This is a genomic window from Spirosoma sp., assembly GCF_048594605.1.
Classification (GTDB): Bacteria; Bacteroidota; Bacteroidia; order Cytophagales; family Spirosomataceae; genus Spirosoma.
This window is the reverse complement of the sequence record NZ_JBMDWV010000080.1, coordinates 1-13,285: the sequence shown is the minus strand read 5'-3', so window position 1 is coordinate 13,285 and position 13,285 is coordinate 1. Positions and strand designations below refer to the sequence as shown.

11 protein-coding genes are annotated in these 13,285 nt (G+C 50.1%); 8 read left to right on the top strand and 3 right to left on the bottom strand.

Annotated features, from left to right (window positions below; all coding sequences use genetic code 11):
* Positions 1 to 381 (bottom strand): TetR/AcrR family transcriptional regulator (locus tag ACOJS8_RS04720; RefSeq protein WP_420147379.1); only part of this gene is annotated, 381 nt, incomplete at its 3' end.
* A gap of 715 nt (positions 382 to 1,096) precedes the next feature.
* On the opposite strand from ACOJS8_RS04720, the gene ACOJS8_RS04715 reads away from it, so the two are divergent.
* From ACOJS8_RS04715 to ACOJS8_RS04685, 7 genes are read left to right on the top strand one after another with little or no spacing between them, the layout of a single operon-like run.
* Entirely contained in the window at positions 1,097 to 2,419 is a 1,323-nt protein-coding gene (locus ACOJS8_RS04715) for a glycosyltransferase (protein ID WP_420147378.1), read from the top strand.
* A 9-nt stretch (positions 2,420 to 2,428) separates the two neighbouring features.
* The gene (locus ACOJS8_RS04710) at positions 2,429 to 3,010 is read left to right on the top strand and encodes a D-glycero-alpha-D-manno-heptose-1,7-bisphosphate 7-phosphatase (RefSeq protein ID WP_420147377.1); all 582 of its coding nucleotides are present in this window, start codon (positions 2,429 to 2,431) and stop codon (positions 3,008 to 3,010) included.
* Between the two features lies 1 nt (position 3,011).
* Positions 3,012 to 4,148 (top strand): lipopolysaccharide heptosyltransferase II, encoded by a 1,137-nt coding sequence (gene waaF / locus ACOJS8_RS04705; RefSeq protein WP_420147376.1) that lies wholly within the window; start codon positions 3,012 to 3,014, stop codon positions 4,146 to 4,148.
* Between the two features lie 17 nt (positions 4,149 to 4,165).
* Positions 4,166 to 5,965 (top strand): carbamoyltransferase, encoded by a 1,800-nt coding sequence (locus tag ACOJS8_RS04700; RefSeq protein ID WP_420147375.1) that lies wholly within the window; start codon positions 4,166 to 4,168, stop codon positions 5,963 to 5,965.
* Positions 5,958 to 6,929: a glycosyltransferase family 2 protein gene (locus tag ACOJS8_RS04695; protein ID WP_420147374.1), complete on the top strand. Its 972-nt coding sequence runs from the start codon at positions 5,958 to 5,960 to the stop codon at positions 6,927 to 6,929. The genes ACOJS8_RS04700 and ACOJS8_RS04695 overlap by 8 nt, the downstream gene beginning before the upstream one ends.
* A 15-nt stretch (positions 6,930 to 6,944) precedes the next feature.
* On the top strand, positions 6,945 to 7,952 hold the full coding sequence (locus tag ACOJS8_RS04690) for a glycosyltransferase family 9 protein (RefSeq protein WP_420147373.1): 1,008 nt from the start codon (positions 6,945 to 6,947) through the stop codon (positions 7,950 to 7,952).
* A gap of 18 nt (positions 7,953 to 7,970) precedes the next feature.
* The gene (locus ACOJS8_RS04685; RefSeq protein WP_420147372.1) at positions 7,971 to 8,915 is read left to right on the top strand and encodes a glycosyltransferase; all 945 of its coding nucleotides are present in this window, start codon (positions 7,971 to 7,973) and stop codon (positions 8,913 to 8,915) included.
* 159 nt (positions 8,916 to 9,074) lie between these two features.
* Here the strand turns inward: ACOJS8_RS04685 and ACOJS8_RS04680 are convergent, their stop codons facing one another.
* Both ACOJS8_RS04680 and ACOJS8_RS04675 read right to left on the bottom strand, forming a co-directional pair.
* Positions 9,075 to 9,551, bottom strand: a complete 477-nt coding sequence (locus ACOJS8_RS04680; protein WP_420147371.1) for a response regulator — start codon at positions 9,549 to 9,551, stop codon at positions 9,075 to 9,077.
* A gap of 252 nt (positions 9,552 to 9,803) precedes the next feature.
* Positions 9,804 to 12,605, bottom strand: coding sequence for a TonB-dependent receptor (locus tag ACOJS8_RS04675; protein WP_420147370.1), 2,802 nt, complete (start codon positions 12,603 to 12,605; stop codon positions 9,804 to 9,806).
* 445 nt (positions 12,606 to 13,050) lie between these two features.
* On the opposite strand from ACOJS8_RS04675, the gene ACOJS8_RS04670 reads away from it, so the two are divergent.
* On the top strand, positions 13,051 to 13,285 hold a 235-nt coding region (locus tag ACOJS8_RS04670; RefSeq protein ID WP_420147369.1), incomplete at its 3' end, for a DUF2231 domain-containing protein.

Here is a 13,285-nt window from a genome sequence, read left to right as displayed (position 1 = left end):
CTGGGCCAGCTCGTCCTTCTCCTTGACCGAGGCCAGCAGCATTTCCCGGGCGGCTCGTGAGGAGCGGAACTGGCGGAAGAGCTGCAGGGTCTGATGGGCCCGGCTGCTGCTGGGCTGGTGGGGGTGGATGGGCTGGAGCAGAGCCAGCCAGTCTGGGGGGAAGTGGGGCACGATTCGTCCCTGTCGGAGGTAGTAGTCGATCAGGCCCTCGATGCTGCCGAAGTAGCGGTAGATGAGCACTTTGCTGACGTCGGCCTGTTGGGCCAGTGCCTGGATGGAGAGGCCCTGGAGTCCCTGTTGGGTGAGGATGTGTTCGAGTGCCTGCAGGATGCGCTGCATGGTGGCGGCCCGGTCACGTTTAGTGAGTTGAATAGTTTCCATGGTTTTGAGAGAAGGTGAATATTGACACATAAAAGCCTGTTAATGAACAAGAACGAAGTTTTTATAAATATTCATTAACTAATACTGATTTTAAATTAACAAATGACGACGAAAATAAATCCATCCGTACGAATTATTGAGGCAATGGGACAGTAAACATCGTGCCTCTGACAGCCAAAAAGAGTCGTTGTTAAAAGCATCTGGCTTTTACACCTCCCCGCAATTAAAGTTTAGTGTTGCTGCTCATCCTTCAGAATTCACTTCTTAACAAAGCTGCTTTTCCAATCCTGAACTTCAGATAATGAGATGTTTGGATACTTATCCAACCGCAGACAGCCAGGCCCGCCAACATGCCGGATAGCTCATCAGTCAGTCATAAAAAAGAATTGTATGTATTGGTATGGTAGATGTAACGACAAAGCAGCCTCTGCTCACCCAAGGGTAACGTTTTTTCTATAGCCGTATCCTGAATTTATGTCGAGTAGACAGTAACAGGGGGGTAAAAATTAATAGACAGTTCATCAGAAGTGCAAACAAATTGTCAATTTGAAAATGGCTGGGCCGTTGTCTCACTTGACGAACAATGTACCTGACTTTATCAGCCAAGCGCTATCTAAAGCGGTTCAATGGATTACTAACTAACTGAAAAACAGGGAACCGTTTCACCTAGCAAGCACTCAAGCCAGGTATCGGCTCGTTTAGTAAGCCATTGAAAATGAGTCATAAAATAGCTCTATTATCCGAACACGCTTCTCCATTAGCAACGATCGGTGGTATCGATGCCGGTGGTCAGAATATTGCCGTAGCCGAACTGGCCCTGCACCTGGCGAAGCTAGGACACCAGGTCGATGTATTTACGCGCTGGTACGATGCCAGCCAACCTCAAGTGATTGAGTGGCAAACTGGTGTCCGCGTCATTCACATCCAGGCTGGTCCAGTAGCCTCTATCCCTAAAGAAGAGTTGATGCCCCACATGGACGAGTTCGCTCAGCGAATGATCCACTTTTTCAAACAGCAGACCCGGCCCTATTCTTTGGTTCACGCCCACTTTTTTATGTCAGGTTACGTAGCCTGTCAGATAAAGCAGCAATTAGAAATTCCATTCGTCGTGACGTTTCATGCACTGGGCAAAGTCCGTAAACGCTATCAGGCAGACTCTGATCGGTTTCCTGAGGACCGAGATGCCATTGAGCAGTGCGTTATCCAACAGGCCAACGCCACAATAGCACTTTGCCCTCAGGATCGCGAAGACCTGATTCAATTGTACCAGGTGACTCCTGCGCAAATCACACTGATTCCGAATGGGTTCAATCATCAGCAATTCTATCCCGTCGATAAAGCATTGGCTCGGCTCCTTATTGGGTGTGAAACAACCGAGCCCATCCTGTTGCAGTTGGGGCGTCTGGTTCCGCGCAAAGGTGTTGACAACGTCGTTCAGTCCCTGGCCACCCTTCATCGGGAATATGGAATCAGAGCACGATTACTCATCGTAGGGGGTGATTCCACTCAGCCCGATCCTACCCTGACTCCTGAAATTGGCCGATTAATGGAACTGGCCCGTCAGATCGGTGTCGAACAATGGGTGACATTCACAGGTAGTCGAAACCGGGATGATCTACGCTATTATTATAGTGCTGCCGACGTATTCGTCACTACGCCCTGGTATGAGCCATTTGGTATTACCCCCCTCGAAGCAATGGCCTGTGGCACGCCAGTCGTCGGCTCAGCTGTGGGAGGAATTAAACATACCGTACTCGACAACGAAACCGGATTTCTGGTCCCTCCCAATCAGCCCAAAGCGTTGGCGGCTAAGCTAGCCGCTCTGCTTTTTAACCGTAAGCTCCGTTTACTATTAGGTAATCAGGCTGTCAGTCACGTGCAAGCCAATTACACCTGGCAACGTGTCGCTGAGCTAACGGCTGTCTTGTATGAGCAGATACTGGCCTGGGCGCTTCCAACTACATATCCGTCGACGTTATCTCCCATTGCCACCCTTAAACCAGCTGCGACATCAAGAACCGTAGCAATCAAAGAATAGCGGATAGGTATGATGAACAAAGCGATTTTTCTTGATAAAGACGGAACCCTGATTGTTGACGTACCGTATAACGTCAATCCAACTCAGATCGAGCTTTATCCGGACGCTGGTCCAGCCTTACAGCGTATGCAGCTGGCAGGTTACCAGCTAGTCGTTATATCCAATCAGTCAGGTATTGCACAGGGATATTTTACGGAATCAGCACTACCGGCTGTATGGGAACGTATAGCTGATCTATTTGCGCCCTTTGGCGTCGTATTCAGCGGGTTTTATTATTGTCCACACGATCCCTTGGGTACAGTGAGTCATTACGTAATGACCTGCGACTGCCGAAAACCTAAACCCGGTATGCTCCAACGAGCAGTTCAGGAACTGCACCTAAACCTGAGTGAATCCTGGATGATTGGCGATATTCTCCATGACGTGGAAGCTGGGAATCGGGCTGGTTGCCGAACCATGCTGGTAAACCGGGGTAATGAAACCGATTGGATCGGAGGACCTTATCGGACGCCAACACTCACCGTAAATTCCTTACAAGAAGCCGCCGATCAACTTGCGCAAACTCAGGTCAAAGCGCCAACTCCTGTATAATATGAAACAGACGACGTTAAAACCCTGGCCCGACGGCTGGCGAATCCTGTGTACCCGGCCTGACAATCTGGGTGATGTATTGATGACGACGCCTGCCTTTAGAGCCCTAAAAGAATCTTTCCCAAACTGCCAGTTAACTTTATTAACTTCTTCTGCAGGTGCTGCCATTGCCCGACTGATTCCATATATCGACGACATCATTATTTTCGATGTGCCCTGGGTTAAATCGGATAGTCAGGCACCAGAACCGTCGTCTTTAGTTGCCATAGTCGATCAGCTCCGGCAACGCCAGTTCGATGCTGCCATTGTCTTTACGGTTCAAAGTCAGAATCCTTTGCCAATGGCTATGTTATGTTATCTGGCCCAAATCCCACGAGTCTTGGGGTACTGCCGTGAGAACCCATACCATTTGCTAACCGACTGGGTACCCGATCCTGAAGTATTAGTAGCCACCCGCCATGAGGTTGTTCGCCAACTGGACCTGGTACGTGCAATCGGAGCCACAACCAACCAGAAAAAACTCTCGATCTGTCTACCTTCTGGAGCGCGGGAAACCTCCCAACAGGTACTAACAGAACTTGGTGTTGATTTGAACAAGCCCTGGATATTGTTGCATGCGGGTGTAAGTGAGGAGAAACGACGCTATCCAGCCGAAAAATTCACCGAGGTAAGCAGGCAACTTATTCATGACGAAGACGTGCAGATTATTCTTACGGGAAGCCGTTCCGAGTGGGCTTATTCAGAACAGATTCGACAGTGGATCGGCAAAGGTGCTTATAACCTGGCTGGTCGGCTGGCTTTGCCTGAATTCTGCGGTCTTATTGCCAATGCTCCGTTACTGGTATCGAACAATACTGGACCCGTTCATATTGCAGCGGCTGTAGGCACGCCTGTAGTCGTGGTCTACGCCAAAACAAATCCACAACACATTCCCTGGATGGTTCCCAACCAGGTGCTGTATGTGGACGTACCCAAACACCTTCGTAGTCGAAATGTGCTTTTGCAAAGGTTCCCTAAACATGCCGAGCCGGATGCTACGCCTGAGCGAATTGTTGCCGCTATAAAAAAATTACTGAACCCGGTAGCTAACGTAGTGACGTCTGACACTATAACCGAATCTGGCACTATTACCCATTAACTTCTTACCTCAACGTTATGTATACGCTTGGAATTAATGCCGCTTTTCATGATCCAGCTGCTGCGCTTGTGCGTGACGGAATCGTACTCGCGGCCGCTGAAGAAGAACGCTTCACGCACATTAAACATGGTAAACGGCCTGTTCCTTTTTCGACCTGGGAATTACCGTACAATGCCATCGATTTCTGCCTAAAAAAAGCAGGTATTCAGTTAACCGATGTCGACCATATTGCCTATTCATTCGACCCATTACCACTACTGGGTGATCACCGTGAAAGGCTGACCGTCGAGATTCCGCTGCGTCCCGAAGGAACTCGTCGCCCTATCGATCCACAGAATGGGCCGAACTGGCAAAATCCGTACGAGGGTTTATTTTTAGCCTCGATCCTGAATGCGCCAGGCCATTTGGTCGATGGTGTACCGCTTCATCTGGCGAAACGATTTGGAGGTGCTACATTAGACACGCTGGGTCAATGGCAGTTTGTCAATCACCATTTAGCTCATGCCGCCAGTGCGTTTCTGCCCAGTCCGCATACCAAAGCTGCCGTGATCGTCATTGATGGACGTGGTGAACGAGCGACGACCAGCTATTGGTTGGGCGAAGAAAATCAACTGACTTTGTTAGGCGAAGTTCATCTCCCGCATTCGCTGGGATTACTCTACGAAGACATGACCGACTACCTTGGCTTTCTTCGTTCGTCGGATGAGTATAAGGTAATGGCGCTGGCTTCGTTCGGCAAACCTGCTTACACCGATTATTTCCGTCGATTGATTCATTTGGGTGATAATGGGCAATATACCATCGACCAACCCGATTTCGTATCGCAATTCGGTCCTGCCCGCCCTAAAGGCAGTGAACTTCGGCAAATTCATTTCGACATTGCCCATTCACTCCAGCTCGTATTGGAAGAAACTGTGCTGACGCTTATTTCCTGGCTTCATGAACGTACTGGTGCTGATGCGCTATGTATGGCTGGGGGCGTAGCACTTAACTGCGTGATGAATGCCCGTCTACGTGACCAGGGGCCATTTCAGAACATCTGGGTGCAGCCAGCCGCTGGGGATGCCGGTACCGCGCTCGGAGCCGCTATGTATACAGATGCCCAGCAACGGCAAACCAACCAGCGGGCTTACGAAATGGAACATGTTTATCTAGGCCCTTCCTATTCTGATGAGCAAATCGAGCGGTTTTTGCAATGGTCGAAGTTACCTTACCGGCGGCTGACCAACCTGGCCGACGAAGTGGCCGAGTACCTGGAGCAGGGACATATCATAGGCTGGTTTCAGCAGGGGATGGAATTTGGTCCCCGGGCCCTGGGCGCACGTTCCATTCTGGCGCCACCTTTCCCCGCTTCCATGCAGGCCAGGCTGAATGATTTAAAAGATCGTGAGGACTTCCGCCCTGTAGCTCCAGTGATTCTGGAAGAAGCGGCCGATCAGTATTTTCTGAATGCGCAAAAATCGCCGTTTATGCTTTTTGTCAACGATGTTCGTCCTGAACGGCGCGACGACATTCCGGCAGTGACGCATACGGATGGCACCGCCCGTATTCAGACCGTCAACGCTCAACAAAATCCGTCCTATTATGCCTTGTTGAAGGCATTTGAAAAACGTACCGGCGTTCCAGTGTTAATTAATACGTCCTTTAATACGCAGGGCGAGCCCGTAGTTTGTACGCCCCGCGATGCGGTAGAGTCGTTCTGGACATCGCCCCTTGACGCTCTGGTAATTGGTTCATTTATGCTGGTTAAAACAGGAGCGTCCTGGTCACGCGAAAGCGAAGCCATCTCAAAAGAATTTCTGCCCGTTTATGAATAACCTTCTGTTCAGCGTAGTGATACCTACCTACCGACGGCCAGCCTTGCTACAACGGTGTCTGGTGGCTTTAGCTCAGCAAACCTTGTCCAATGACCAGTTTGAGGTTATTGTGGTGGACGACGGTAACGATGATCAAACCGCTACACTTGTCAACAATATAAGCCATCAATTGAACCTTCAGATAACGTATCTGGGACAACCCCAGCGTAGCGGGCCGGCAGCGGCCCGAAATCGGGGCTGGCGAACCGCAAAAAGCTCATTTATTGCCTTCACAGATGATGATTGCATTCCTCAGTGCGATTGGCTAAAAGCTGCCTTAAAACGGTTCAATGCCGGTGCTTCCGTCGTGACAGGCCGGATAGAAATGCCCCTTCCAGAACGTCCAACTGCCCATGAACGTACTACGGCTTTTTTAGAAACAGCGGAGTTTGTGACGGCAAACTGTTTCTGTAAGCGCAGCGCCTTAGAGCGGGTAGGTGGTTTCGACGAGTCTTTCGACATGGCCTGGCGTGAAGACAGTGCGCTTCAGTTTGCGTTCATACAAGCGGGGATACCGATTGAATCCTGTCCAGAAGCCCTCCTACAACATCCTCTACGTCCTGCGCCCTGGTATGCACCTTTAACCGACGAGCGAAAAAATCAGTATGACGCGCTGCTTTATAAACTGTATCCCGATCTTTTCCAAATGCGTATTCCGCACTATCGAGGATTGGTCGGGGCTTATTATGGAGTAATTGGCAGCGCTCTGGCAGTCGTCGGCGGGGCTATAGGCGGCAATAAATCTCTGGTGAGAACAGGTGGGCTAAGCTGGCTTTTGATAACGACGGGTCTAATCATCTATCGTCAGGTGAATCAACCCTTCCGAGAGCTACCCAAAAATGGGTTGATAGCGACTGTTTCGCCCTTTCTATCAGTGTATTGGCGGCTCTACGGTGCGGTAAAGCATCAGGTTTGGTTTTGGTAGGTATTTGCGGTTTTCATGATGGATAAATTAACTCACTATCTGGGCTACTCTCCTCAACGTATCGTTGTGTTTCGGGCGTTGAAACTAGGCGATTTGCTGTGTGCCGTACCTGCTTTCCGGGCTTTACGACGCGCCTTCCCAACTGCACATATTACCCTGCTTAGTTTGCCCTGGGCTTCTGAGTTTGTCGATTTATACCCAGACTATTTCGACGAGTTTATTTCATTCCCCGGTTGGCCGGGTCTTCCGGAACAGCCAGTGCACTCTGTTCAGACGGTAGCATTTCTGGCGCAAATGCAGACCCGGAAGTGGGATGTAGCCATTCAGATGCAGGGCAGCGGTACGTTTGTCAATATCATGCTAAGCCTGTTTAAAGCAAAAGCTGTAGCAGGTTATTTTCCCCAGCATCAACCCGAACAGCGCCTGGGCGAACCGGCACTGTGGTTTCCCTATCCTATTCAGGAGCATGAAGTCAGGCGTCACGTTCAACTGATGACATTTCTGGGCATCAATTCGACAGACTACGACCTTGAATTTCCGCCAACACCAGCAGCTATTCCAGCAGCTTTACAAACGCTTAACCAGCCCTACGTCTGTATTCATTCCGGGGGAATCTCAGGGCGACGATGGTCTGAAACCAATTTTGCCCACGTAGCTGATCAACTCGCCGATCAGCACTTCGCGATTGTGCTGACGGGAAGTGCGGCCGAAAAGTCCATCACCCAGTCTGTTCAGGATCAGATGCGCCATTCCGTTATCGATTTAACAGGCCAAACCAGCCTGATAACGCTGGCGGCTGTTCTACGTCAATCAGCGTTCTTAGTTAGTAATGACACAGGCGTTTCGCATGTGGCAGCGGCCTGTCACGTACCCAGCGTCGTTATTTTCACTTCCGCTGATCCCGATGAATGGGCACCTCTGAATGGGCAACGTCATCGCGTTGTGCGGGAAGTTGAGGCTACTCCAGAACGTATTGTCAATGAAGCGATTCACTTATACCAAAGCCTGAAACAGTTTACCTAGAGACGTAATACGTTACTGATGAAAAAACTATCGATTTTAATCTGGCATATTCACGGTGCCTACCTTACAGCGATTACGCAAACCGAACACAACTGGTATTTACCGATAAAATCGGATGATTCTGAAGGTTATATTGGCCGGGGGAAAGACTCTACGCTGCCCGACTACGTTCGGGAGATTCCGGCCGATCAGATCAGCAATATCCATCTGGACTTGATCATTTTTCAGACTCCCCAGAATTATCAGATCGACCAATACGAAATCCTGTCTGAGCAACAGCGTCAATTGCCCGGTATCTACCTCGAACATAACACGCCCGAGCCACACCCTACCCATACGCGCCATCCGGCGGCAGAGAATCCCAATCTGCAATTGGTTCATGTTACGTATTTCAACCAACTTATGTGGGACAATGGCAATACGCCAACCCATGTCATTGAGCATAGTGTAGCCATCGACCCGAGCATCCACTACAGGGGTCACCGCGCTGAAGGCATCTGCGTCATTAATAACATGCAGCATCGAGGTCGGATTGCAGGCTATGACCTTTTTCAACTTCTTCGGGATCGGGTACCGCTGACAAGCGTAGGTATGGATGCGCAATCCATCGGTGGTTTAGGTGAAATTCACTACCGAAACCTGCACAGGACCGTAGCAGAGTACCGGTTTCTATTCAGTCCAATGCGGTACAGCAGCCTTCCACTGGCCGTTATTGAAGCAATGACAATAGGCATGCCTGTTGTAGCTCTGGCAACAACAGAACTCCCTACCGTAATTGAGAATGGGGTTCATGGGTTTGTCTCTAACGATCCTGACGTACTTACTGAACGGATGCAGTTTTTAATCGACAATCCGGATGAAGCAGCCCGAATGGGGGAAAACGCCCAAAAGTTAGCCCAGGAACGCTATGGCTTGAAGCGCTTCGTGAAGAATTGGAACCAACTCTTCACGAAGCTTACCTGAGGTAATTCTATACGTAGTGCGTACAGTGAAAAGGCAAGTCTGTACGGGACCAGTATATTTCAATACGTAATAAACACTCAGCAAATCTGTGTAGCGGAGTATTTTGTAGACCTTAGATTTGGTGCGTACCGTTGCTACGGAAGCCGTTAAGCCCGTCAGCTAAAAGCCATACTGGACAGGCGGCAGAGTAACCGTTTCCCACCAGTAGCTGCGCAATTCCTGCAAGTACGCCAACCAGTCAGCGAAATTGGTTGGTTTAACCACATAGGAAGAGACGCCCAATTGATACGATTCCACAATATCACTGTTAACATTAGAGGAACTAAATACAACAATCGGGATTCGGCTATAATTGGCTGACATCGTTTTAATATGCCTGAGCAGTTGCCATCCATCGGTTTTTTCAGGTATATACAGATCCAGCAGAATAAGTTTAGGGGTTTCCCATTCCTGATGGCGCCATGTTTCCAGCAACGTAATAGCTTTCTGAACAGTAGCCGCTCTCACGACGGTTATCTCACTAAGGCACTGGCGCAGGGCTTGCTGAATGATTACCCACTGATCGTCATTATCCTCAACTATAAGTATTTTAGAAAATCTAAAATTGGCGTTGCCGCTTTTGTCATTACATTTCATGATTGTACAGGAAGGTTTCTTGAAGAGTAACCATCGGTGTGGGCTGTTGATTAAAAGTTTTAGATCTTCTGGCTAACCGTATTGCTACAACACAGAGGCTCACGCTGTAAATTGAGCCTGATTCTGATTAGGTAAAACCTAGACTATGCAAACGGATTACAATGCCAGCGTAGTAAATTTGTGAGGATACGGCCGCCTGACTGATACCTGACTGTGCCAATAAGGGTTTTGTACAGGACGATAGAAATTGAGTTAGAAAGCCGCCGACAGGTTCATAAAATAGTACCCTCCGTTAAAGCCAAACTGTGTAGCTGCCCGGCCATAGACAAACCGCCCAAACGACGAATTATCAAGCGCTGCAGATCCATAACGCTCCGCTGTTGGGTAATTAGTTATCCGCAACGGATCAGGATATATGTCGAACAGGTTGTTAGCTCCGGCCGTAATTGTCAGGTTCTTTAAAATACGGTAGGATACGTTCAGATCGGTAATAAATTTAGGCGTAAAGCTTTCGTCAAGAGCCGGATTGGCCGGGTCGTAAGCGTCGACCGCTCCAAAGCGAGACACCCGCAATACGGCGCCAAACTTACGCAGGCGGTAATTGAACGTTAACTGAAGTTTGCTGCGGGGTTGGGCTAGTGTCAGTCGGGCGCTATCCTGCCGGTTGAACAGAAAATTACCGAACGTAGCATCCGTAGGAATATTGGCGGGTCGCCGGATGTCGCCCACCACTTTCGTCCGGTTGAAGTTAGCCGCCAGCGTTACGTCGAGCGTACCCGTCGAAAGGCGGGGATTCGTGGCAATTACTACGTCCAGACCCTGCGTTTGCGTATCTACCGCATTGGCAAAAAACTGCGCGCTGTTTACGTCCGTCTGTCCTGCGTTGTTTAGAATTGTGGCCACAATTAATCCGGCGCCAGACGTACCGCGCGAGAACTGATTGCTGTAAATTATCCGGTTCTGAATATTGATCTGATAAGCATCAATCGTAACGCTCACATTCGACAGTGGCCGGGACGTAATGCCTACGCTAAAATTTGTCGACCGTTCAGCACCAAGCGATGGCACCCCGAACGCCTGCGCAATAGGGCTGTCATTGCGGAACGTACCCGTCTGACGAGGTTCCAGCCCCGTTCCCGTAGAGACAAAGACTGTACTGATGGCGCTGAAATATCGCTGATGCAGACTTGGTGCCCGAAACCCGTTACTGACCGAACCACGTAGCGAGAAGGCTTCGCTGAAGCGGTAACGGGCGGCCAGCTTTCCTGCCAGATTCCCCCCGAAGTCGCTGTAATATTCGTACCGCCCGGCTACGTTCAGCAGCAGCCGCTCCGTCACGTCGGATTCTACATCCAGGTAAGCTCCGTACACATGCCGGTGAGCATTAACGGCGTTCGCGGGTTGATAACCCGGAAATACCTGTGCTCCCCCTACCTGCCCCGACTGTGGACTGAAATTCAGGTACGATGCCGCTTCACCCGACCTGATCCGGTATTGATCATTGCGGTACGTAACACCAGCCGCTACGTTGAACGAAGTTAGCCCGAGTTGTTTTCCAAAATCTTTCGCTGCGCTGACATCGGACGTATTCTGGTAAAAACTGAGTGTTCCGGCATAGAAAGCAGTTGGATTGTTAGCCGGGCCCAGGTAAGCCAGTGAAGCATTATTAGAGTTCGTTACGTCGAAACGGAACGAATTACCGCCATATACATTGCTGACGTCCCAGCGCCAGCCCTTCGTCTCGCCATTGACGCCCACCAGCAGCGATTGGTCGTTAATGGTCGACTGGATATTGGGTAAAAAACCATTCGGGTATAAAGACGTAATGACCTGTGTTGTCTGGTACGGATACCGGTAAAAGCCCCCCGCCAGTCCACGCCGGTAATTCAGCCCCCCTGTTGCGTAGAAGCTGGCGTTGCTGCGGTTGATTGGCACGCGGGCATTCAGAAAAAAACCGGCATTTTCGACCCGCGCCTGACCGACCTGCAGGTTGTTTTGCAGGTCAAAATTGTTTTGCTGAATCAACGCCTGATCCTGCTGATAAAGACGCTGCCGTCGCGCTACGTAGTCCGTTGCGGTTTCGCCGGTTTGCTGACTCGCGTTCCAGTTTAGATAAACCGGTCCGGTATAAGTGCCTGCCCGATTGGTGGCCCCCCGATGCCGGAATTCGCCGGTTAAACTCAGGAATCCTTTCTCCCCCAGCTTAAATCCATGATTGATGCCCACCTGCTCGACTTGTCCGTCGCCTTTGTACTGCTGGCCCAACTGGGCATTCACGGTGGTACCCGGTTGTTCCTTCAGGCGCAGGTTAATCACGCCCGCAATAGCGTCGGAACCGTATTGCGAAGAGGCTCCGTCGCGTAAAACCTCTACCCGTTCAATGGCCGAGCTGGGGATAGAATTCAAATCCGTGCCCACCGAACCCCGCCCGATAGTACTATTGAGGTTGATCAGCGCCTGATTATGTCGTCGCTTACCGTTCAGCAGCACCAATACCTGATCGGGTCCCAGTCCACGTAACGTAGCCGGATCGATGTGGTCGGTACCATCGGAAACGGTTTGTCGGGAGGAATTGAACGAGGGAGCCACAAAGTTTAACTGCTGACTTATATCGACTTGCCCCGTAGCGATCAGATCACGCGATTGAATAACATCTACCGGTGCTACGGTCTGTGTGCTGGACCGGGCCTGCGTTGATCGCGAACCAATCACGACCACTTCATTCAGGCTGGCCAGACTTTCGACCAGCCGAACATCCAACGTAGTGGTAGACCCGGCCGTTACCTGCACCGGCTGATTCTGCGTCGTGTATCCCACAAAACTGATACGGAGGGTATAACTACCGGGAGCGATGGTTAAGGTGTATAGGCCATTGGCATCGGTGATGGCCCCCGTTGCGGATCCTTGCACAAGAATAGATACCCCAGGCAGATCGGCTCCGGTAGTAGCATCCGTAACATGCCCTCGAATGCTTTGGGCAGATGCAGTAGGCAACGTCAATAAGGTGATAAGACTTCCAATGATTAACCACGCGAAAAGGTAAAATCTGTTCATAGGGAATCAACATGAAATTTCCCTGAGAACTCGCTAGTTGTATTATCGGGAAAAGGGATTCATAAATTAGTGAGAAAACGGCCTATTTACCAGTCACTTAGTACGACCTGCTCAGGTTCAATCTAGTAACCAAATCCGACAACGTATCATTTTGTCGACGATAGGCTGATGTATTTTATCAGACCCCGATTGACGTTCGGCTGACGCTAAAAACGAGTTACCAACAGCAACGATTCCGACCCGGAGGGCCTACTCGCGGTCAACTTGGCCATAAATAAACCTGGAAACTGTCCAAACTGAACGTCCTGACAAACCAGAACTACTACCGCACCAATCATTGAATGTCTGGTACGTTACGTCCTGGGGCAATCCCTTTTCCTAACTATCCAGGGTCCTTTTTAACCGCTCAGACCGATGTTCTGTTAGCTCGATTAAACGTAGTAATATGGAAAGTAAAGCAAAACTGGCCGGGCATGCGGCCCACCCCATTCTGGTAGTGTTCCCGCTGGGCCTACTGGCAACCTCAGTTATCTTCGATGGGGTATATCTTTTCAACGACAATCCTGATATGGTGCTGGTGTCTTATTGGATGATAACGGCTGGACTTCTGTCGGGCGTAGCCGCTGCCATTCCCGGTTGGATCGACTGGTTTGCCATCCCGGCGTACACCCGAGCCAAAC

Coding starts and splice junctions, on each gene's coding strand:
- ACOJS8_RS04690 (WP_420147373.1), top strand. CDS start 6,945: ATGATGGATAAATTAACTCACTATCTGGGCTACTCTCCTCAACGTATC.
- ACOJS8_RS04710 (WP_420147377.1), top strand. CDS start 2,429: ATGATGAACAAAGCGATTTTTCTTGATAAAGACGGAACCCTGATTGTT.
- ACOJS8_RS04680 (WP_420147371.1), bottom strand. CDS start 9,551: ATGAAATGTAATGACAAAAGCGGCAACGCCAATTTTAGATTTTCTAAA.
- ACOJS8_RS04715 (WP_420147378.1), top strand. CDS start 1,097: ATGAGTCATAAAATAGCTCTATTATCCGAACACGCTTCTCCATTAGCA.
- waaF (WP_420147376.1), top strand. CDS start 3,012: ATGAAACAGACGACGTTAAAACCCTGGCCCGACGGCTGGCGAATCCTG.
- ACOJS8_RS04685 (WP_420147372.1), top strand. CDS start 7,971: ATGAAAAAACTATCGATTTTAATCTGGCATATTCACGGTGCCTACCTT.
- ACOJS8_RS04675 (WP_420147370.1), bottom strand. CDS start 12,605: ATGAACAGATTTTACCTTTTCGCGTGGTTAATCATTGGAAGTCTTATC.
- ACOJS8_RS04700 (WP_420147375.1), top strand. CDS start 4,166: ATGTATACGCTTGGAATTAATGCCGCTTTTCATGATCCAGCTGCTGCG.
- ACOJS8_RS04695 (WP_420147374.1), top strand. CDS start 5,958: ATGAATAACCTTCTGTTCAGCGTAGTGATACCTACCTACCGACGGCCA.